Here is a 21,963-nt window from a genome sequence, read left to right on the forward strand (position 1 = left end):
GAATACCCGACCCAAGCTCGGGTTTATTGCCCTTGAAGATTTTAAATGTTCCATACAGGCCATATGCAATGGATGGATTAAAAAGGGAAATTCTGCCAAGTACCAAGGAAACCTATCCTATGTACGATCATCTACTATAGTAGAACTTTGTACGCTCATATAACAATTAAAATTGAAGAAGATGAAAATAAAGATGAATTCAATTCCAAAAAAATGGACGGCCTTTGCAATAGGACTAATTCTAATAGGTATGGGATTCCTAGCGGCACAGTCCAATAGTTATAACACCGATGAAAGCACGATTGCACTGGACGGCTATAGCCATCAAGATGGGCACAAATAGGAAAGAAGGCCTTTAAGGCTACATATGATGGGTTGACTTATTTTTTCGTCAACCAAGACCAACAAAAAAAGTTTCAAACCAATCCTAAAAAGTACATACCTCAATATGGTGGATGGTGTGCTTATGCCGTTTCTTTAGGGTATAAATCCCGGCCAAACCCTAAGAGCTTTCGAGTAGTGGATGACAAGCTGTACCTATTTACGGTAAATGTGGAAGCTGAATTTGTCAAGGCCTGGGAAAAGGAAGGAAAGGAGAAACACATTTTACAAGGAGTCACGAATATTAAAATTAGGCCAATAATTCCTTGAATCACAAGTGAATTATTCATAGATCTTAAAAGCCCAATAAAACTGAACGAACTCCAAAGACCTTTCTTTTTGGCACTCCAGAATATTGGAAGGCCAAATAATAAAATGACGACAAAAACTACTATTCCAATGTTAGATACAATCATTTTTAATTATCCTGGTCACATTTTTTATTTTTAAAATTGATCTTGCCAATCGTTTATTTGAACTTTATTTTAAACATAGAGTTATCTAAACAGTATTTCTATGATTGGGATTAATATGAAAAACAAAACCAAAATACCTATTAAAACATTGTTAAACCCATGTCCCATCTCATCAAAGTAATCTGGATTATCGGGGCCATATAGATATTCTTTCCATTTATATTTTGGCTTGTTTAGAAGAGTTCTCCAAATAGAACCCCAAATCCATCTTGTGCCAGCACCCACGAAATTAAATATTGGCCTCCAAAATCTTGAACCCATCAATAGTTTATTTGAACTTTTATTAATGGGTCTTTTTATGTTAGCCAAGATTGGACTAAGTATTTTTTAAGCAGCCTTAGACCAATTAACAAAACCCCTATTCCAATTGCCCAAAGATTTAAACTCATTTGTTTATTGTTTTCAATTCTATGATACTGCTTTATTCCATTTAATTTGTTCATTAAAAATATAAATCCGACAGGAATAAGTAAAAGAAGTAACAATTGAAATGACATTGAAATATCTGGCAACCCATCTTCAGCCAAGGATTTAAATAAATTGATCAGGATAAAATAGAACCAACCTGTTATCAATAACCATCCAGTTTTGCTTTTTAAAAACAGTCCAACAGCAATGGCTAAAGACAAAATGGAGGCCGTGAAGACGTTTGAAATCCTAAATCCATAAATTATATTGGGGAGATCATAGCGATTCTCCCAGGGAAAGATAGTTACAAGCAATTTGTCAAATGAATAGAATTCCCAAATCCAAATACAAATAACCCCGATAAAAAGAAGGGAGTAAATTCCGTAGACGATATTAATATTGGAAATCTTAATCTTTAACGGTCTTTATCGTTTACTTGAACTATAGATTTCAATTCTATGACTAATTGTCCATCCTCATTTGATAATACAACGGATTGAGCCAAGTAATCATGAATGGCCAATTTCTTTTCATTCCCAGCAACAGTCAACAAGGATAGCCACCCCAAACCTGCCTTGGCTAAAAAAAGAACCAGTGCTATCGGAAAGGAAATTTTAGTGTTATAATCAGAGAGTTTTTTTACTTCGATGTTGCTATAGGAGTGACCAATTGTTCCTCCATAAAAACTTGTAAAAAAGGGGTCGTAAATCAAAAAAATTAGGACAGCCAAAATTATACGGACATAATTGGGCACATTGTTGAACGAATTGAGTATTTCTGATATGCCATACATGGCTACAATGAGCAGGAGGCCGTCAATTACAGCAGCTTTTACCCTATCGGGCAAGGTGGCATAGGTAGGTTGCATGTTAATGTTTATGAAAGGTTATTTATTGCTTGAATATAAGATTTTTCTGAACAATTTTTTTGAATCTTTTATCTGAACTGTAAGAACCATAAAAAAGCTTAGACATCCATTGTGTTTTATTTTAGATATTTTCCAGTAATAAGTTTAAATAAATTCAACACAACCAATATTGGCAAATAAAACATTAGACCAATTACCAAATAGGTATATGTTGTTCCCCCTACTAAACTAGGGATTTCAAAATCTGATAAACTCCACAACCAAGTCACGAATATTAAAATTAGGCCAATAATTCCTTGAATCACAAGTGAATTATTCATAGATCTTAAAAGCCCAATAAAACTGAACGAACTCCAAAGACCTTTCTTTTTGGCACTCCAGAATATTGGAAGGCCAAACAATAAAATGACGACAAAAACTACTATTCCAATGTTAGATACAATCATTTTTAATTATCCTGGTCACATTTTTTATTTTTAAAATTGATCTTACCAATCGTTTATTTGAACTCTACTTAAGGTGTTTTGGAAAATCCATCCGACCGCCCAAAACTCTTACAATGAATATTTTCTCATTTTCCACAAAATAGAATATGACATGTGCCTTGTACCTATAGCGTAGCAACATTTTGTCCTTTACTGCCACATATCTCTTTCCGAGTTCAGGGTTGTCGCCCAAATCAGCTATAATAGTTTTGAGTCCCTGGGCATATTTTAAAGATTGCCCCTCACTGAACTTTTTTATTGTGTATTTGGCAATGGCCTTCAAATCTGCCTTTGCCTTTGCACTAATGACAAATTTATTTTCCGGCATTGTGCTCGTTTATAGCTTCTTCCCAAATACTATCGATAGTAGCATCGGTCGGACCGCTTTCAATTCCTTCGATCAACGCTTCGTTCAAATCAACGATACGTTTTCTACGCTCTTGATCCTTTCGAATTATGTCCCTGATATATTCGCTGTCGTTCGTGTAGAACCCTTGCTCGATCAAACTTTTGACAAAGGCATCTTGTTGTTCCGTAAAAGTGATGGATTTTCTAATTACCCCCATATTGAACCAATATTATTAATAATGATTCAATTTAAGCAAATAATTTGGTATAGACAATAATCGTTTATTTATACTTTTTAATCAGATAAATATCTGTTAATGATGTCTTTTGAAATCTCTTACTTGTCCTAAAATGCGAACAACGAATATGCCCTTTTCAGTTGGTTCGTAAAAAATTGTGTGTGCCTTATAGTTGTATCTTCTAAGTAGAGCTGCAAATTCTGAAGCACTTCGACCAAGATCGGGATTATCTGCCAGAGTTTGTAAAAATTGGTATAATTCGGTAACATAGATATGCGTCTGTGATTCACCCCAAGTTTCCAAGGTATAATCCACTATATCATCGATATCGTCATCCGCTTTGGACGATAAATAATATCTAGGCATTTCTGTTCTTTTTACGAACTATCGCAGCTTCAATAATTTCATCAACAGACCTGATTTTAGTACTTACGCCACTATCATAACCATCTTGTATGGCCGCCTTAGTGATTAGAAACTCCCTATTGCGCTCCTCATCTAATCGTATTAGATGTCGCATGTATTCACTATCGTTTGCGAAGCCACCATTCTCGATTTGTAATTTTATCCACTCTTCCTGGGCAGCAGTTATAGTTAATGATTTTCTGATTGTTGCCATAATAATAGTATTTACATACAATATACGCATTCTAACATATTATTGGCGCATATTTATTAAAAATTTGTCAAAGGGAATTATATCAGGAATGTTTTAGGTATCGTTTAATTGAACTTTGTGTTATGTTTCGCTAATAAACCGAATTAATGGCGACTTACTTTTTCAATCGTTTCTCCGTTTACTCTTATGGAGATTGAATTCACTTAAATCGCATATTTCACAATGTTTTGAATTTTCCATTTGGTTGATTATCGTTTATTTGAACTATTGATTGCTTCTATTTAAAACGCTAATCACCAATCGCTTTACTGTTTCCATTTCCTCAGGTTTGCTAGATGCTATAAACAGCGTTAAGCTAGCCAGTGTTTCGTTATTGATTATTGGTTGTTGTTTGCTGTTAAAAAGCATATTGTTTTGTTGTAAGAATTTTAGAAAACATGCTGCAGCAATTCGTTTATTACCATCTACAAATGAATGGTTTTTCACAATCAAGTATAATAGCATTGCAGCCTTTTCTTCCAATGTGGGATAAAAATCACTTTCTCCAAAACCCTTTGCAATTTGGGTTAAAGAGCTTTGAAAGCTTTTATCCTTTTCCTTCCCAAATACGGCACTATCAAATTCAGATTTCATTTGGTTTACTACCTCAAAATAAGCCTCTAAAGTTGGATAGTTGGCTGCTCTCGTAGTTAACCCTTTGGCATCTAATTGCTCATGGTCGTAATCATCTAATAAGCTTAAACCTTTGGCATATACTGTAAGCCATTCATTATCTTCTACTTTTTCTTCAATGGCCCTGCTTAATATTTGTATGCCTCCTTTTAGAAGCTGTACTTCTTGCTCCTTTTGAGCCAAACGTTTTTCATTTACAGCGTAGCCTTGAATCAGATATTCCTTTAGAATATTGGAAGCCCATATTCTAAATTGTGTTCCTCTTTGAGATTTTACCCTATAACCTACAGAAATTATTACATCTAAATTGTAAATATTCACGTTGGAGGTTTGTGTCTTCCCTTCCATGGCACCATGCTGAGTGGTTGTCCGGGATTTCCGGACAACCAGTTTTTCATCGAGTTCACCTTCTTTAAAAATGTTTCTTATATGCTCAGAAATTGTACGTTTGTTTTTTTCAAATAGTTGCCCCATTTGCGCCTGTGTCAACCAAACGGTATCTTGCTCAAATTGAACATTAATTTGAGTGGAACCATCATTAGCTTGGTAAATCTCTATTTGCTTATCCGTATTCATAGTGTTATGAACTGATATCTTCGGTTTGAAATTATTTTTGCTTAAACACTTTCAGTCGCAATTTATCGTTTATTTGAACTTTTATTATTTAACTTCTTCATCAGGTGGCGGTAGATTTAGAATTCTAATATATGGATGTTCACTCAACTTAATTTTCAAAGGAAGACTATCTCCATTTTGTCTATTCAGCTCATTGAATGCCTTTGTTATTTTAATGAGTTGGTATTTTATTTTTTTAGCGGAAACTAAACTGTCTTGATAATAAAAGATTAATGCTTTATCTACACTTTTCGAATAGTTAAATTCTTGATTTGGATTTAGTATGTGATTTCGCAATATTGGCTGTAAACTGTCAAATCTCATTTCGATTTCGTCGTTTATAATTATTGAATCCTTTTGAATTGATATAACATTACTTAAATGATAATCAACAATATCCATTCTATTTGTGCATTCTTTGTAAACAATCAAATTAAATTCGGTTGAGTCGGTGCTGAATTTTAGTAAAGGTGCTTTACCAGCACAAGCAATTTGTTCTGTTGTTTTAATAAGTTCGCCGTAGTTTTTTATTGAATCTAGATATATTTCTTTCAGAGAAGAATCCGCTTTAAAATATGAAACTCGAGGATAATAGAATTCAGTTTTTTTGAATTGCGCTTTCACCTTTTTTGCTTCGCACTTATAAAACAAATTGACAATTATTAATATGAATACAATTCTTTTCAATGGTTAGCCTACTTATTCATTAGAATGCTTTCACAATCGTTTATTTGAACTTTCCAGAGTTAATTATAAGTCTAATTTTGGTTGACTATTTAAGACCAACAACTCTTTATGATTCATTGTCCCGACCTTTAACAGTTACATACATTGCCAATATTATCATTAAACTTGATAAAATACGCATCCAAAATCCCAGACCCATATCTTCAGAGATGAAAATAAAATTTATAGCTATTAAAATGGCGCTAGCTATAACTATCAATAACGGCAAATTCTTTCTTTTCATAGTTTATTTGAACTTTATAAATGTAGGAATTTCCCATAAATACCTGTTTGGTCAAATTCCGATAGATCTGGAGTTTGTAAGTTTATGAAAGTTTAGAGACGATCAGATTCCAAATAACCATTGTCATGGAACGCTTTTCAATTAGACATAGAATTAAGAAAAAGTTGATCAGTCCAAATCCTATAACGAACATTCCCGCCAAATATATAGAAGCCCAGTCCTTCTTTCCTTTGTATTTTCTGTAGTAGTATCTGATTACAAATACCAGGGCTATTTGTGACAATACAAATTCAAATATCACCATTGGCTAAGTCATCGTTTATTTGAACTTTACTGGGTTTAGATCAATTGACATTTATCGAATGTATTATTAAAATTACGAATCCGTTCAAAATTAGACTCTCCTTCTTGCTCTTCATACTCTGCCCAAAGCATTACATCTCTAGTGTCAAATATTGCATCGTCAATATATTTTTGCAACTTGTTTAAATCGCCCTTTGCTAAGAATATAATACATCGAATTACCCTGTCAGTTTTTAGATATTCTGTCTTTGAAATGGCGATACTAAGCAATTCATTTGCTTTACCAGCTGAATCTTTGAAATCAAGTTTTATCCTTTGTTGAATATCTTCCTTAAACGTCATCGTTTATTTGAACTTTTATAAATGTAGGAATTTTCTAGTTGTTAAAAATTGGGTTTTCGGTAAAAGGAGGGAAAAACAGCCAATCGGTTTTTGAGAAATCGAACTTCGCTTTAGGGGTAAAAAGGGTCTAAATGGTAAACCAATTAAGTGTACCGAAAAAGTAAACTATTGATGTTCAGTAGAGTTGTATCAAGGTGAAAGTTCAATAAAACGGTGCCTTTAAAAACCCTGGTCATAAATCTGAAATCGATACTAAAGCGAGCGAAACCAAGTTTAGCGCTGCAAGCCCCAAATCTTGCCAAACTAACCTTACTGAGCGAGGCAATTCTATCTGTCAATGGAAACCTTTGAGATAATCCAAAGGCTTGTTTGCTTCACGTCTATATCGTTCCAACCTCCCTTCCGTTTATTTAAAGCTTAAGATTGCTTTTCCATAGGTCCAATTTTGTTTTTTCGTCAAATTACGTCAATTTTTTCGTCAAAAATTTCCAGTGTTTATTGGGCTTCCCAAAGGGTTTACTGTAGATTTCGGAAAAGTCTACTGTAGCCCTTGATTTTGCATAATGTTTCAAAATCAATTCAAATAACTGGTTTTCAAATTGTTGAAGACCCGAAAACAATCGTGATGGCGCAATTTGCGCATCACCCTCTTGCTATTCCTTCGTCCCGCAAGCGGGACCGAATAAATACAGGCCAACTCAAAATCAGGGGCTTCATTTTTTATCGCTGATCTAATACAAACTCCGGTAAAAAAAATTATAAAACCACCGTTTTATCTAATTCACTTCTGAATACCCACTTAGAAGTTGGAATTTCCCAACTTTTCCTCAGCCCCACTTGAATCTGAAAACTTCGAATCCAGAATCGTTTCCAGACCACTCATATCCTCACTGATCTTATTATCCAATACTCGTGCATAAATTTGGGTAGTGGCCAATTCTGAATGTCCCAATATTTTGGAAACCGTCTCAATCGGAACCCCGTTGCTCAATGTAATCGTTGTGGCAAAAGTATGTCTGGCCATATGGAAAGTAATATGCTTTTTGATATGGCATGAATCCGCAATCTCCTTCAGATAGCTATTTAATTTTTGATTGGAAATCTTAGGGAATAATTTATCTGTACCCCTTTTCGGATGATAGTGATATCGCTTAACAATCGACAATGCTGGTTCCAGTAAAGGTAACTTGAAGCTGTTCTTGGTCTTTTGTCTTTTTGTACTTATCCAATGCTTTCCATCGATACCCAATACGAGATTGTCCTCATTAAGGTTCATTATATCACAATAGGCAATGCCCGTGTAGCAACTAAAAACAAATAAGTCTTTTACAATTCGTAACCGTTCAATCTTGGTTTGGAAATCCTGAATTTTTCGTAATTCTTCCAAGGTCAAAAAATCCCTTTCTTTTTTTTCCATCCTAATCTTAAATTTTTGAAAGGGATATTTTTCTATCCATTCATTGTTCACAGCCATTCTGACCATCTTTCTCAAACGCTGGATATGTTTCATTGCCCCGTTGTTAGAAAGTCTACCATGATGGTGGATAGGGTGTAGCTTTCGCAAGTAGGTCTCGAAACCCACAACAAACTGATGGTTGAGCTGTGACAATCTGTAATCATTACATTTATAGTGCTTCTTTAGATAGCCCAATAAATACTTCTGGGTGGTTTTATAATGGCTCAGGGTCGCTTTACCCAAATTATGTGCGCCATGGAGGTTATGGTATTCAAATAGGGCCGTTAACGTCATTTGGTTCTCATCCTCCCCAAAATATTTCGCCTTGACCATTTGCGGTGTAATATGGGTTCCTTTGGACCTTAATTCACGATAGCATTGGAAAAGTTCGGTTTCAACCTCCATTAAATAGGCGTTGATTTCCTGCGCTTCCGCTGTGCGCCCCAGAACCCTCGATCCCTTTCGGTCCCAACTTTCGGCAGGAATGGTATATTTGAGGCTCATGTTAACTCGTTGTGAATCAACGGTGATACGGGCATAGATCTTTGCGGTACCATCGCTCCTCCGGGAAGTGCTTATCCAGAAACTGATTGAAAATGTTGACCGGGTTCTCATAGGTTTTGTGTTAAATTGAACGAAAACTACCTACGAAAGTCAAATACTAAGTTGCTGTAATATAGTAATTTACAGGCTTATTCGGTTAACACTTTTCAGAAAAAAATTTACTAACCGAATTGCAAACCAAAACATATCAAATCAAACCAATTCAAATGAAGGTCCTAAAACGTCAAAACCTTGCAAATCAATAAGATATGCAAGGTTTTGTTTTTATTTAAACTCTAAAAGTGGGCGCTGAGGGATTCGAACCCCCGACCCCCTCGGTGTAAACGAGGTGCTCTGAACCAACTGAGCTAAGCGCCCATTCAATTTCCTAAATGGGAGTGCAAATATAAGACTGTTTTTGATTTAAAAAACAAAAAACGAAAAAAAATTACACTACCTCGGCCACAACAAATGTGCTTCCCCCAACATAAATCACGTCCTCCTCACCAGCTTTTTTCAAAGCGTTTTTTAATCCTTTTTCAACAGACTTAAAAACCTTACCCCTAAGCCCTTGTTCCTGTGCCAGTTCCCCAAGCTGAATAGCATCCATACCTCTCGGAATACTTGGCCTTACAAAGTAATACTTGGCATCTTTAGGAAAAAGGGAAAGTACCGACCTTACATCTTTATCTTTTACAAAACCCAGTACAATATGGAGTTGGTCGTAGGACTGTTTTTTTAGCTGCTGTAAAACCAATTGCAATCCTTCCTTATTATGCGCCGTGTCGCACACCACAAGAGGGTTGTTTTGTAACACCTGCCATCTACCTAAAAGCCCCGTATTTTCGACTACTTTCTTAAATCCTTCGGAAATTGCTTCATCCGTGACATTAAAATGCTTCAATTGGTGGATGGTTGCAACCACACCATTAATGTTTCTTTGCTGATATTCTCCCAACAAATCAGTCTTATACCCAATAGCTGGTTCAACATCCGCAAAAACTATGTTGGATTTTAACTGATGGGCTATCAAGTTGAAAATCATTTTCGTCTCCGGTTGGGTCTCACTAATGACCACTGGAACCTTTGGTTTTATGATTCCCGCTTTTTCCAACGCTATTTTTTCCAAGGTATCGCCCAAAAACTGGGTATGATCCATCCCTATATTGGTAATCAAGGACACTTCGGGAGTTATGATGTTGGTAGAATCCAGCCGTCCGCCCAAACCGACCTCTATTACAGCAACATCTACTTTTTCTTTCGCGAAATAGCTAAAAGCCATGCCAACGGTCATTTCAAAAAAGGAAAGCTTATGGTACTCAAAAAAGGTTTTGTTCTCCTCAATAAAATCCCTTACAAATTTCTTGCTTACTACCTCTCCATTTATTTTGATGCGCTCCCTAAAATCTTTTAGGTGTGGTGAAGTATAGAGTCCAACCTTGTAGCCCGCTTCTTGAAGAATGGAAGCCAACATATGGCTACTGGAACCTTTTCCGTTGGTCCCCGCTACGTGAATACTTTTAAATTTTTTCTCGGGATTGCCCAGTACATTGCAAAAACTGATAATGTTATCCAGCTTTGCATTCAAGGCTGCAGCTCCCTTTTGCTGGTACATCGGAAGTTGACCGAACATCCAGTCCAAAGTCTCTTTATAGGTCACTATTGCCCCAATTTAAAGTTGACGACCACAAACCCGATTTGTTGGGCCGGCGCATTGGCATCGGAATTCCAACGGTGAAGAAGCGCCGTTTTACGGGCCGGTTCCAAAAGACAAGGCGCATTGTTAGTGGTCCCTTTTACACCGGGCTGGGCATTGATTACATTACCTGACCTATCTACAGTAATCCTAACAACCACTCTACCCTCTTCGTTACATTCTTGTTGTACCTTTCCTTTATTTGCCAAGGACCTTCCATTTAATCCGTAACCTCCACCGCCACTACCACTCCCTGGAGCGCCATAATAAGAGGAGGCATACGGGTCTCCATCCGATTGGCCTTTGTCGCCAGCACGGTCATCATCACCTTCGCTGCCCGTGGTGGTGCCATCTGACTTGCCGATTCCACCGATAAGAGCGTCCACGCTTTTTTTCTTGGCTTCTTGCTCTTGTCTCTTGCGCTCTTCGGCTTCTCGTTTTTCACGGGCAATGCGCTCGGCTTCGGCTTTGGCTTTTTCCGCTTCTTCTTCCGCTTTACGTTTTGCTTCTTCTTGTTGCCTTAGTTTGATAGTCTCCTCGTCATTGCTCGTCAAAACCTCCTCAACTGGAGCTTCTTCTACAACGGTTTCTTCCGGTTGTGCAGGCTCTGCCACTTCTTGTGGTTCGGGTTGACTTTCAACTTCTCTTGGTTCCGACCTTACCCTTTCTGTAGGCTGTACTTCCCCGCTACCAAAATCCATGGTGCCGAAATTCACGGCAATTCCATTTTCAATAGGTGGGTCGAGATACGTTAAACCAATATAAAAAAGCAATAGTAGGAATGCGCTTAACAAAAGTGTTGTAAGCGTGAATGATTTTTTCTTGTGTCTCGTATCTAAAAAGGACATTATTTTGGACGCACTGCCAAGATAACCTTGTAACTGTTCCTGTTAGCAATGTCCATTACGTTGACCGCTTCTTTAATGGCCACGTTTTCTTCTGCTCTGAGGATAATTGTCGGCTTTTCTTGACCTTCAAGTGCCTTTTTTAATTCAATTTCAATGTATTCCTTGTTGATTTGCTCGTTGTTCACAAAATATTTCAGGTTCTTATCGATAGTAACCGAAACATTTTGTGTATTGGTGGATTTACCCTTTGCCTTGGGCAATAGCAAATCCAGTGCATTCGGTGCATTGGACGTCAGCATAAAAAACACCAACAATAGGAACACAATGTCCGTCATTGATGACATGCTGAACTCCGGGCTTATTTTGTTTCTTCCCTTCAGTTTCATAGCTAAGGGTTATACAGGTTCGTTCAACAAGTCCAAAAACTCTACCGCATTGGCCTCCATTTGATGCACCACTTTATCGGTTCTGTTTACTAAGTGGTTGTAACCGATATATGCGATAATACCCACAACCAGACCAGCAACCGTTGTAGTCATGGCTGTGTAAATACCTGATGCCAAGGAACCCATTTCGGCTTGTCCTCCACTACTTGCCATTTCGTGGAACGCCAAAATCATACCTATTACCGTTCCCAAGAAACCAATCATGGGTGCTGCACCGGCAACCGTGGCCAAAACGCTCACGTTCTTTTCGAGCTTGTACACTTCCAGGGTTCCCGCATTCTCAATGGCCGTATTGATATCGTCCAAAGGCTTGCCTATCCTGGCCACCCCTTTTTCGGTCAGTCGCGCCACGGGCGAATCTGTTTGTGCGCATAACAATTTTGCGGCCTCCAATTTGCCATTGCTGATATGATCACGAATCTGGTTCATGAAGTTCTTATCTATCTTGGACGCCGCCTTTATGGCAAAAATGCGTTCAAAATAAATGTACATCGCCACAAATAATAGGACGAAAAGCACGATGATAATAATCACACTTGCTGATCCCCCATTTACAATAAGATCTATTACGGACAAGGTCTTTTCTTCGGAAATTGAGGCAGTTGCCTCCGCACCTTCCGTTACTTCTTGAAAAATATTCATATAAAATCCCCAATTTAAGTTGCAATTATAACGGAGATTTTTGAACTAAAGTATTTTTTAGAACAAATATCGCATCGCCATATAGCAAATTGCCCCAGCAATGAAACCTACAAAGGCCAACCACGCTATTTTTCTAAGATACCAAAAGAAGTCGATTTTCTCCATTCCCATAGCAACAACACCTGCAGCGGAACCGATAATAAGCATACTACCGCCCGTTCCTGCTGAATAGGCAATAAAGTGCCACAATTGATCATCCATTGGTTCGGAGAACATCCCCAAACTGGCGGCCACTAAAGGTACATTATCTATAACTGCCGAACCGACACCCAGTAGTATCACCACCAAATCGGATACACGGGTACCTGCCATTTCGGTTCCCATCAGCGGCATACCTTGCTTCAAACCTTCGGCAAAGTTGAACAATAGGCCGAGAGATTCAAGAGCTGCTACCGCCATCAAAATACCGAGGAAAAACAGAATACTGGGCAATTCAATTTTAGTTAGGGCACTATGCACCGGACTATGGTGCGCATGCTCGTCACTTTCTTGGTTCACGGAGGATATAGCAAATTTCTTGTTGCTATATATTTCCGCAAAAGTTGCAACAACGGCCAAGGACAACATCATGCCCACATATGGCGGCAAATGCGTCACTGTTTTAAAAATCGGCACAAAAACAATGGCTCCCAGTCCCAAATAAAGCATTCTAGGCCCATATTTTGAATCTGATCCGTCTTCTTCTTCATCAACATCAATTTCACCTTGAAAAGCTGGGAGGTACGATGCGATAAAAGATGGAATCAACATACACACCAAAGAAGGCACCAACAAATGCTCAATGAGCATAGCTGTGGAAACCTTATCACCTATCCACAACATGGTAGTGGTAACATCTCCAATCGGCGACCAGGCACCTCCAGCGTTAGCTGCAATAACAATTAAACCGGCATACCACAACCTAACCTCTCTGTCCTTCACAATTTTCTGAAGGATGGAAATAAGTACGATGGTAGCAGTTAGGTTATCAATAATAGCGGAAAGGATAAAAGCTAAAAAGGAGAATATCCAAAGAATTTTCTTCTTGCTTCTTGTCTTCACAAAAGTTTTTATGGTAGCAAACCCATCGAAATAATCAATGATTTCCACAATGGTCATTGCCCCAAGAAGAAATACCAAAATCTCTGATGTCTTACCTAAATGGTGCAACAGGGTCTCTTCCATGAGCTCCATCTTTTCTTCGTGCCCAAAGGCTCCGAAGTTCTCGAGCAATGCATGATTGCCAGAATCGAACCAAGTGGTGAATCCATCGATTCCAAAAGCCATTAACGCCCACAAGATGGCCATCATGGCCAAGGCCGGAATAAGTTTATCTATTTTTAAGTTATGTTCTAGAGTAATTGCCAAATACCCAATTACAAAAATGACAACTAAGATGGTTTCCATGTTAAGTTTGGTTTAATTAAGGAATAATATTTTTAGAGTAGTTATCTGTGCGGCTAAAGATATTCAAAATGAATATTTCCGCATAATCTTACAAGCATAAAAATATGTGAATGTAACTGGGACCGACATAAAATTTACCAAAACAATTCAATCATTCTCATTTATTTGATGTTATTTATATAAAATTAATATTCGAAGAGTATATTTGTAGGTAGTTTTTAAATATTATTCAGTTTTATGGACTTCACACTTTCCGAAGAACAATTAATGATACAGCAGGCGGCAAAAGATTTTGCCCAAAACGAACTATTGCCCGGCGTAATTGAACGCGACGAGACCCAAAAATTCCCAATTGAACTTGTTAAAAAAATGGGAGAGCTTGGTTTTATGGGGATGATGGTCAACGAAAAATATGGCGGAAGTGGCCTGGGAACCCTATCCTATGTCTTGGCAATGGAAGAATTGTCAAAAATTGATGCCTCCGCTTCGGTCATGGTATCCGTAAACAATTCCTTGGTCTGCTGGGGTCTCGAAACCTACGGTACCGAAGAGCAAAAGCAAAAGTACCTGACCCGTTTGGCCACAGGAGAAATTATAGGTGCATTCTGCTTATCAGAACCAGAAGCCGGCAGCGATGCCACTTCTCAAAAAACAACGGCTATTGACAAAGGAGACCATTACCTATTAAATGGAACAAAAAACTGGATCACCAATGGCAACTTGGCCGAGGTATACCTTGTAATTGCACAAACGGACCGCGAAAAGGGTCACCATGGCATCAACGCATTGATTGTTGAAAAAGGTGCAGAGGGGTTTGACATAGGTCCCAAAGAAAATAAACTTGGTATCCGAGGCAGCGATACGCACTCTTTAATGTTCAACGATGTAAAAGTGCCCAAAGAAAACCTAATCGGTAAAGATGGTTTTGGTTTTAAGTTTGCCATGAAAACTTTGGCAGGCGGGCGAATTGGTATTGCAGCACAAGCCCTTGGTATAGCTGCTGGAGCTTATGAGTTGGCCTTACAATATTCCAAACAGCGCAAGGCCTTTGGCACGGAAATTTCCAATCACCAGGCCATTGCCTTTAAATTGGCAGACATGCATACCAAAATACAGGCGGCGCGCCATTTGGTCTATGAAGCAGCATGCGATAAAGATTCCGGTAAAGATTATACCCTTTCGGGTGCCATGGCCAAGCTTTACGCTTCCGAAGTAGCTATGGAAACAGCCGTTGAAGCCGTGCAGATACATGGCGGAAATGGATACGTAAAGGATTACCATGTGGAACGTATGATGCGGGATGCCAAAATCACTCAAATTTATGAGGGCACCTCCGAAATTCAGAAAATCGTTATCTCACGGAGCATCCTTAATAAATAAATAGTACACACCCCCTACCAAAATTAGGGGGTGCTATTTTCTAAATAGGTTTTTATCCATAAAAATCCCTGCCCATAACAAGACTCACACTCTTAAAAACACCCCAATCACACAAAATACTCTTTTTTGATTAGGGACGAAGGTGATTTTAGCGCTCAATTTGAGATAATCACAATTTAGCATTCCCTATATTCCTAAAATGAATTTTTTTTAACCCTTGAACCATTACGTTGATTATTTATCTGATAATCAATAAAAACCTTATTGTTTATTCATCCTATTTGATATTTTTGAAGAAATACGTTAATGATGGGATTGAAGAAACAAGGTTTATACTTACCAGAATTTGAGCATGATAACTGTGGTGCAGGTTTTATTTGCAGTCTTAAGGGAATTAAGTCCAACGACATAATACACAAAGCCCTCGAAATTCTAGATAAATTGGAACACAGAGGTGCTGTGAGTGCAGATGGCAAAACTGGTGATGGCGCAGGAATATTGATTGATGTTCCCCATGACTTTTTTAAAGATGTATGCGCTTTTGACTTGCCCGAAGCTGGTGACTATGCGGTAGCCAATGTTTTTCTTCCTCAAAAAGAAAACCAACGTGACTTCTGCATAAAAGTTCTTGAAGAGAATATAGAAAAACAAGGTCTCCAATTGTTGGGCTGGAGAAACGTACCCGTTAACCGTTCCGTTCCCGGAAGTATAGCTGCAGAGACCGAGCCCTACGTAATGCAGGTTTTTGTTGCCAAAGGCCAATCACTCGACGATTTCCAGTTCAACCTTAAGCTCTTCATTGCACGGAAAATTACCGAGCACACCGTAATAGAAAGTAAGTTATCCGAAAGTGAATTCTTTTACCTGCCAAGTCTATCCACCAAAATAATCATCTTCAAAGGACTTTTGGTACCAAAAGACATTAGCAGATACTACGAGGACCTTTTAGACCCAAGGGTTGTAACCCGCTTGGCATTGGTGCACCAAAGATTCTCCACAAATACATTCCCGATGTGGGATTTGGCACAACCCTTTAGGTATATGTGCCACAATGGTGAAATAAATACACTGAGAGGCAATGTTTCCCGCATGCGCTCGCGCGAAGAGTTGATGGAAAGCGACTGGTTCGGTGAAGACATTAAAAAGATACTTCCCGTTGTATTGCCGGCAAAATCGGACTCCGCCAGTATGGATATGGTGGTTGAATTGCTATTGATGACTGGACGCTCCCTACCAGAGGTGATGATGATGTTGGTACCCGAAGCTTGGGAGAAAAACCCTGATATGTCCGAAGCCAAGAGAGCCTTTTACGAATATAACTCCTGCCTTATGGAGCCTTGGGACGGACCGGCATCCATACCATTTACAGATGGAAACTATATCGGTGCGGTATTGGACAGGAACGGTTTGCGCCCTTCCAGATATTCGGTGACCAAGCAAGGATACGTAATCATGTCATCAGAAACCGGTGTAGTGGAACTTGAACCAGAGGACATTGAATTCCACGGAAGACTGGAACCAGGAAAAATGTTCTTGGTCAATATGGAAGAAGGACGAATTGTGAACGATGAGGAAATCAAAGAGCATATCGCCAAAAAGCATCCATATAAAAAATGGTTGGACAACAACCTGGTACATTTAAAAGAGATACCGTACAATGATTGTCCCGTTTTCTTCGGTGAATTCCCTTTACAAACACGAAGAACCGCCTTTGGATATACCCAAGAGGACATCAATACCATTATAATGCCCATGGCCCAAAATGGCAAAGAACCCATTGGTTCCATGGGGTCTGATACTCCCATAGCAGTATTGTCCGAGCGTCCGCAATTGATCTACAACTATTTTAAACAACTATTTGCCCAAGTTACCAACCCACCATTGGATGGTATCCGGGAAGAATTGATTACGGATATTAGTCTTACACTTGGAAGCGACCACAATATTTTTGATTTTTCGGAACTGCATTGTCGCAAGTTGAAAATCCAAAATCCGGTCATTTCCAAAGAGGATTTGGACAAAATCAAAAATTACGACTCAAGCCCGGATTATAAGGTTATCTCCATTCCTATGCTTTACGAGATAAACAAGGGACACAACGGACTTGAAGAAGGTTTGGACGCCATTTTGCAACAAGCCTCCAAAGCGATTGATGAGAACGCCAACATAATTATTCTATCGGATAGAATGGTGAGTGCCGAAATGGCCCCGATTCCCGCATTATTGGCATGCTCCTATGTGAACAGCGGACTCAGAAAATTGGGCAAACGCTCTAAATTGAGCATCATCATAGAATCAGCAGAGCCGAGAGAAGTGCATCATTTCGCCTTATTGTTCGGTTTTGGGGCAAGTGCTATCAACCCCTATTTGGTAAACGAAATCATTGGGGAACAAATTGAAGAAGACAATATCACGGATTACACTTTTGAGGAAGCGGTCAAAAATTATAACAAGGCCATCGGAAAAGGAATCCTAAAAGTGATGAACAAAATCGGGATATCCACCCTTAATTCCTACAGGGGATCGCAGTTATTTGAGTGTATCGGAATCAACACCACGGTGGTGGACAAATACTTTCCGAACACCCCGACCCGTATTCAGGGAATTGGACTGTACGAAATTGAAAAAGAAATTACCAAACGCCACAAAAAGGCGTTCCTATCTCAGGAAATAGCTGCCAATCTCGAAATTGAGGTCGGTGGAGAGTATCGATGGAGAAGAAATGGCGAGAAGCACATGTTCAATCCATTAAGTGTCGCCATGCTTCAAAAATCGGTACGCAATAACGAGCCGGATACTTATAAGGAGTATTCCAAACTGGTCAATGAGCAATCCAAACACCTAATGACCATCCGCGGACTGTTCGAATTTTCGAACTACGACCCTATTCCACTTGAAGAAGTAGAACCTTGGACCGAAATCGTAAAAAGGTTTAAAACTGGGGCGATGTCCTATGGAAGTATCAGTAAGGAGGCCCACGAAAATCTTGCGGTTGCCATGAACCGGATTGGAGGAAAGAGTAATTCAGGTGAAGGAGGAGAAGATTCGGCTCGTTTCTATAAAAGTCAAACAGGAGATTGGAAAAACAGTGCCATAAAGCAAGTTGCTTCAGGTAGGTTTGGGGTAACTTCCAACTATCTGACCAGTGCTCAGGAAATCCAGATTAAAATGGCGCAAGGAGCAAAACCAGGTGAAGGTGGTCAGTTGCCAGGGCCAAAAGTAAACCCGGCCATTGCCAAAACAAGGAACTCGACTCCTTATGTAGGATTGATTTCCCCTCCACCCCACCACGACATCTATTCCATTGAGGATTTGTCGCAACTGATCTACGATTTAAAATCTGCAAACAGGGAAGCACGTGTTAACGTAAAGCTTGTTTCAGAAGTTGGGGTAGGAACTGTGGCAGCTGGTGTTGCCAAAGCCAAGGCAGATGTAATTCTCATTTCTGGATTTGATGGAGGTACGGGAGCTTCCCCCTTAACCTCCCTAAAGCACGCCGGACTACCTTGGGAGCTTGGTATAGCCGAGGCACAACAGACTTTGGTGTTGAACGATTTAAGAAACCGGGTGGTCCTAGAATGTGACGGACAGTTAAAAACAGGTCGGGATGTTGCCATAGCCTGTTTGTTGGGTGCGGAAGAATTCGGATTTGCCACGGCACCTTTGGTAGCTTCCGGCTGTATTATGATGCGCGTTTGCCATTTGAACACCTGTCCCGTAGGTATTGCCACACAGAATCCAGAACTGCGCAAAAAGTTTGAGGGAAAACCCGAACACGTAGTTAACTATATGTACTTTGTAGCACAGGAACTTCGCGAGATTATGGCCAAACTCGGTTTTAGAACCTTGAACGAAATGGTAGGCCAGGTTCAGAAATTGGACAGAAAGAAAGCCATAGAACATTACAAAGCTGCTGGAATCGACTTGACCCCAATTCTTTATCAAGTTAATGTGCCTGAAGGAACCAAGTTCCACAATACCGAAAAACAATATCATGAAGTTGATAAATCCATTGAATTTGAAATTATAGGTAAGGCTCACCCCGCCCTATTCCGGAAAGAGAAAACCACATTGGATTTCCCAATCCATAATACGGACAGAGCCGTAGGTGCCATTATCAGTAATGAGATTTCTAAGATTTATGGTGCGGACGGGCTGCCCGAAAACACGCTTAGGTTAAACTTTACCGGGTCTGCCGGGCAAAGTTTTGGAGCATTTGCCACAAAAGGACTCACCATGGTGGTCAATGGAAACACCAACGATTACCTCGGCAAAGGACTTTCAGGAGCGAAATTGGTCATCAAAGTACCTTTTAAATCAACTATAAAACCAGAGGACAATGTCATCACGGGGAATGTTACCCTATATGGTGCAACATCCGGTGAAGCTTATATCAACGGTAAAGCTGGAGAGCGTTTCTGTGTAAGAAATTCTGGGGCAAAAGCAGTGGTCGAGGGTATTGGCGATCATGGTTGCGAATATATGACCGGTGGTGTTGCCGTTGTTCTTGGTTCGGTCGGAAGAAATTTCGGTGCTGGAATGAGCGGAGGAATTGCCTTTATCTACGATAAGGAAAACACATTCAGGCAAAATTGTAATGGAGACCACTTAAATCTTTTACCTGTGGATGAGGCAGACGACATCAAACAGTTGAAAGACTTGATAGAAAACCACTACAATGCCACTTTAAGTCCGTTGGCGCAAAGTATTCTTGAAAATTGGGAAAAATGTCTTCCAAAATTCATCAAAGTATTCCCAGAAGAATACCGTCAAGCACTTATCCGATTGGAAGAAGAAAAATTGCAAACCTTATAATTTGAGACATGGGAAAGATTACAGGATTTTTGGAATATGACAGGAAGGACGAAGCATACGTCCCTGTCAAGGAACGAATCAAAAACTATAAGGAGTTTACAAAACCCCTCAAAGAGGACGAATTAAAGAAACAAGGAGCCCGATGTATGGACTGCGGGATTCCATTTTGCCATAGCGGTTGCCCGCTAGGTAACTTAATTCCAGATTTTAATGATGCGGTGTACAAGGGTAAATGGGAAAAAGCAGCCGAAATACTTCACTCCACCAATAATTTTCCAGAGTTTACTGGAAGGTTGTGTCCCGCACCCTGCGAAGAATCGTGTGTGCTAGGTATAAACGAACCTCCTGTCTCCATTGAAAATATTGAAAAGAACATTGCAGAAACAGCCTTCAAAAATGGATGGATTCGACCAGAAGCACCAATCACTCGGACAGATAAAACAGTTGCTGTGGTTGGTTCGGGACCTGCAGGTCTTGCAGCTGCACAACAGCTTAATCGAGCGGGACACACCGTCACGGTTTTCGAAAGAGACGAAAAACCTGGAGGTTTGCTGCGATACGGTATTCCAGATTTTAAAATGGAGAAAAACATTATCGATAGACGATTGGAGGTAATGGAGCAAGAGGGCATTACATTTAAAACGGGAGTTCATATTGGTGTAGATATCACTGCAGAAGAGCTTCAGAAAAAATATGACTCCGTTGTACTTTGTGGTGGAGCAACGGTAAGACGAAGTCTCCCTATACCAGGAATAGATGCGCAAGGTGTTGTACAAGCCATGGATTTTTTACCACAGAACAACAGAAAAGTAGATGGCATCCCTTATAAAGGAGAAGAGATTTCAGCAAAAGGCAAAAAAGTAATCGTGATTGGTGGTGGTGATACCGGCTCCGACTGTATTGGAACCTCCATAAGACAAGGAGCAACTTCCGTTACCAATTTTGAAATCATGCCCAAAGGCACCACAGCACGTCCAGAAGGGCAACCATGGCCATTTTGGCCCATGCGATTGCGTACCAGTTCCTCCCATAAGGAAGGAGCTGAACGAAAGTTTAGCATTTCAACGAAAAGATTTAATACCGATAAAGCTGGAAATTTAGAAAGCTTGGTAACTGTAGAAGTTGAATGGATCAAGCAACCTGGCCAACGCCCCATACTCAAAGAAGTAGAAGGTACCGAAAAAGAATGGGATTGTGATTTGGTCCTGTTAGCTCTGGGCTTTACCGGATCGGAGACGACGATTGCCGATCAACTAAATCTTGAAATGGATTCAAGAACTAATATCAAAGCATCAATAGACAATTATAAAACCAATGTTCCCGGAGTATTTGTAGCTGGCGATCAAAGAAGAGGACAATCTCTTATTGTTTGGGCCATCTCAGAAGGAAGAGAAGCTGCTCATCACGTGGACACGTATTTAATGGGAAAATCTGATTTGCCCTTAAAAGGGGAGGGAGATCTACCCAGGGTATAAAAAAACACGTAAATCTCAACTAAACTTACGTGACTCCTCTAGGCTTTGCCTAGGGGAGTTTTTAATTGTCTGAGTACAGAACAATTAAAAATATACCTCAAAAACGGAGCATAAAAAAAGCCCCTCACATATGTGAGGGGCTTCAAAGAAGGCGGCGACCTACTCTCCCACCTGGTGTGGCAGTACCATCGGCGCAAACGGGCTTAACTTCCCTGTTCGGAATGGAAAGGGGTGGGCCCCGTCGCCATGGCCACCTAGATTTTAATGCCAAACTTTTACACTGAGCGAAGTCGAAGTGTGTTTCGGCATCTCTTTGCCATAACATCGAACCTTGCCGATGTTCATGCAAAGAGAACAGTCTTTTAATATGACATATTATGGGACGGATGCGTGCATCCGTAAAGAAGAATCAACGAGGTATGTCCTGATCATAAGGAGCTTGCGAAAGGGCAATGCGCAAGCTTACGGGCAATTAGTACCGCTCGGCTGC

Annotated in this window: 22 protein-coding genes, 1 tRNA gene and 1 rRNA gene; 5 read left to right on the plus strand and 19 right to left on the minus strand. The window is 39.6% G+C overall.

All coding sequences use genetic code 11. From position 1 onward, the window contains the following. The first annotated feature begins 181 nt into the window (after window positions 1-181). Both J4E06_RS03180 and J4E06_RS18395 read left to right on the plus strand, forming a co-directional pair. Complete coding sequence (locus tag J4E06_RS03180) at window positions 182-343, plus strand: hypothetical protein (protein WP_349522583.1); 162 nt, start codon at window positions 182-184, stop codon at window positions 341-343. A gap of 32 nt (window positions 344-375) precedes the next feature. Further along, on the plus strand, window positions 376-651 hold the full coding sequence (locus J4E06_RS18395) for a YHS domain-containing (seleno)protein (RefSeq protein WP_502877327.1): 276 nt from the start codon (window positions 376-378) through the stop codon (window positions 649-651). A gap of 227 nt (window positions 652-878) precedes the next feature. Here the strand turns inward: J4E06_RS18395 and J4E06_RS03185 are convergent, their stop codons facing one another. The 18 genes from J4E06_RS03185 to nhaD all read right to left on the minus strand — a co-directional run bounded on the left by J4E06_RS03185 (window position 879) and on the right by nhaD (window position 13,803). Next, on the minus strand, window positions 879-1,118 hold the full coding sequence (locus tag J4E06_RS03185) for a hypothetical protein (RefSeq protein WP_349522584.1): 240 nt from the start codon (window positions 1,116-1,118) through the stop codon (window positions 879-881). 35 nt (window positions 1,119-1,153) lie between these two features. Beyond that, the gene (locus tag J4E06_RS03190; protein WP_349522585.1) at window positions 1,154-1,486 is read right to left on the minus strand and encodes a hypothetical protein; all 333 of its coding nucleotides are present in this window, start codon (window positions 1,484-1,486) and stop codon (window positions 1,154-1,156) included. Window positions 1,487-1,680: 194 nt separating this feature from the next. Then, a complete protein-coding gene (locus tag J4E06_RS03195; RefSeq protein ID WP_349522586.1) occupies window positions 1,681-2,133 on the minus strand; it encodes an RDD family protein in 453 nt (150 codons plus the stop codon). A 510-nt stretch (window positions 2,134-2,643) separates the two neighbouring features. Next, window positions 2,644-2,946, minus strand: a complete 303-nt coding sequence (locus tag J4E06_RS03200; protein WP_349522587.1) for a type II toxin-antitoxin system RelE/ParE family toxin — start codon at window positions 2,944-2,946, stop codon at window positions 2,644-2,646. Then, window positions 2,933-3,184: a type II toxin-antitoxin system ParD family antitoxin gene (locus J4E06_RS03205; RefSeq protein ID WP_119607909.1), complete on the minus strand. Its 252-nt coding sequence runs from the start codon at window positions 3,182-3,184 to the stop codon at window positions 2,933-2,935. The genes J4E06_RS03200 and J4E06_RS03205 overlap by 14 nt, the downstream gene beginning before the upstream one ends. Window positions 3,185-3,280: 96 nt before the next feature. After that, window positions 3,281-3,571 (minus strand): type II toxin-antitoxin system RelE/ParE family toxin, encoded by a 291-nt coding sequence (locus tag J4E06_RS03210; RefSeq protein ID WP_349522588.1) that lies wholly within the window; start codon window positions 3,569-3,571, stop codon window positions 3,281-3,283. Beyond that, window positions 3,564-3,824, minus strand: a complete 261-nt coding sequence (locus J4E06_RS03215) for a ribbon-helix-helix domain-containing protein (RefSeq protein WP_349522589.1) — start codon at window positions 3,822-3,824, stop codon at window positions 3,564-3,566. The genes J4E06_RS03210 and J4E06_RS03215 overlap by 8 nt, the downstream gene beginning before the upstream one ends. A gap of 264 nt (window positions 3,825-4,088) precedes the next feature. Further along, on the minus strand, window positions 4,089-5,072 hold the full coding sequence (locus tag J4E06_RS03220; protein WP_349522590.1) for a virulence RhuM family protein/type II toxin-antitoxin system death-on-curing family toxin: 984 nt from the start codon (window positions 5,070-5,072) through the stop codon (window positions 4,089-4,091). An 84-nt stretch (window positions 5,073-5,156) separates the two neighbouring features. After that, window positions 5,157-5,735, minus strand: a complete 579-nt coding sequence (locus tag J4E06_RS03225) for a hypothetical protein (protein WP_349522591.1) — start codon at window positions 5,733-5,735, stop codon at window positions 5,157-5,159. Between the two features lie 169 nt (window positions 5,736-5,904). Then, the gene (locus tag J4E06_RS03230; protein ID WP_349522592.1) at window positions 5,905-6,081 is read right to left on the minus strand and encodes a hypothetical protein; all 177 of its coding nucleotides are present in this window, start codon (window positions 6,079-6,081) and stop codon (window positions 5,905-5,907) included. A gap of 339 nt (window positions 6,082-6,420) precedes the next feature. Further along, a complete protein-coding gene (locus J4E06_RS03235; protein ID WP_349522593.1) occupies window positions 6,421-6,726 on the minus strand; it encodes a hypothetical protein in 306 nt (101 codons plus the stop codon). 799 nt (window positions 6,727-7,525) lie between these two features. Continuing rightward, window positions 7,526-8,797, minus strand: a complete 1,272-nt coding sequence (locus J4E06_RS03240; protein ID WP_349522594.1) for a site-specific integrase — start codon at window positions 8,795-8,797, stop codon at window positions 7,526-7,528. Window positions 8,798-9,028: 231 nt separating this feature from the next. Further along, window positions 9,029-9,103, minus strand: a tRNA-Val gene (locus J4E06_RS03245). 70 nt (window positions 9,104-9,173) lie between these two features. Further along, window positions 9,174-10,385 (minus strand): bifunctional folylpolyglutamate synthase/dihydrofolate synthase, encoded by a 1,212-nt coding sequence (locus J4E06_RS03250; protein ID WP_349522595.1) that lies wholly within the window; start codon window positions 10,383-10,385, stop codon window positions 9,174-9,176. Beyond that, the gene (locus tag J4E06_RS03255) at window positions 10,385-11,269 is read right to left on the minus strand and encodes an energy transducer TonB (RefSeq protein ID WP_349522596.1); all 885 of its coding nucleotides are present in this window, start codon (window positions 11,267-11,269) and stop codon (window positions 10,385-10,387) included. Before J4E06_RS03255 ends, J4E06_RS03250 begins: the two co-directional genes overlap by 1 nt. Beyond that, complete coding sequence (locus J4E06_RS03260; RefSeq protein WP_100816272.1) at window positions 11,269-11,655, minus strand: ExbD/TolR family protein; 387 nt, start codon at window positions 11,653-11,655, stop codon at window positions 11,269-11,271. The genes J4E06_RS03255 and J4E06_RS03260 overlap by 1 nt, the downstream gene beginning before the upstream one ends. A gap of 9 nt (window positions 11,656-11,664) precedes the next feature. Further along, the gene (locus J4E06_RS03265) at window positions 11,665-12,357 is read right to left on the minus strand and encodes a MotA/TolQ/ExbB proton channel family protein (RefSeq protein ID WP_349522597.1); all 693 of its coding nucleotides are present in this window, start codon (window positions 12,355-12,357) and stop codon (window positions 11,665-11,667) included. Between the two features lie 57 nt (window positions 12,358-12,414). Then, on the minus strand, window positions 12,415-13,803 hold the full coding sequence (gene nhaD / locus J4E06_RS03270; protein WP_349522598.1) for a sodium:proton antiporter NhaD: 1,389 nt from the start codon (window positions 13,801-13,803) through the stop codon (window positions 12,415-12,417). Between the two features lie 237 nt (window positions 13,804-14,040). Between nhaD and J4E06_RS03275 the strand changes: the two genes are divergently transcribed. From J4E06_RS03275 to J4E06_RS03285, 3 genes are all read left to right on the plus strand, one after another. Continuing rightward, a complete protein-coding gene (locus J4E06_RS03275; protein WP_349522599.1) occupies window positions 14,041-15,183 on the plus strand; it encodes an acyl-CoA dehydrogenase in 1,143 nt (380 codons plus the stop codon). Between the two features lie 309 nt (window positions 15,184-15,492). Further along, window positions 15,493-19,998, plus strand: coding sequence for a glutamate synthase large subunit (gene gltB, locus J4E06_RS03280; protein WP_349522613.1), 4,506 nt, complete (start codon window positions 15,493-15,495; stop codon window positions 19,996-19,998). 8 nt (window positions 19,999-20,006) lie between these two features. Next, window positions 20,007-21,473, plus strand: coding sequence for a glutamate synthase subunit beta (locus J4E06_RS03285; protein ID WP_349522600.1), 1,467 nt, complete (start codon window positions 20,007-20,009; stop codon window positions 21,471-21,473). 146 nt (window positions 21,474-21,619) lie between these two features. Here J4E06_RS03285 and rrf read toward each other — a convergent pair. Then, window positions 21,620-21,731, minus strand: a 5S ribosomal RNA gene (gene rrf, locus J4E06_RS03290). Window positions 21,732-21,963 lie beyond the last annotated feature (232 nt).

Origin of the sequence: Allomuricauda sp. NFXS6 (genome assembly GCF_040148835.1) — a bacterium.
Lineage (GTDB): Bacteria > Bacteroidota > Bacteroidia > Flavobacteriales > Flavobacteriaceae > Flagellimonas.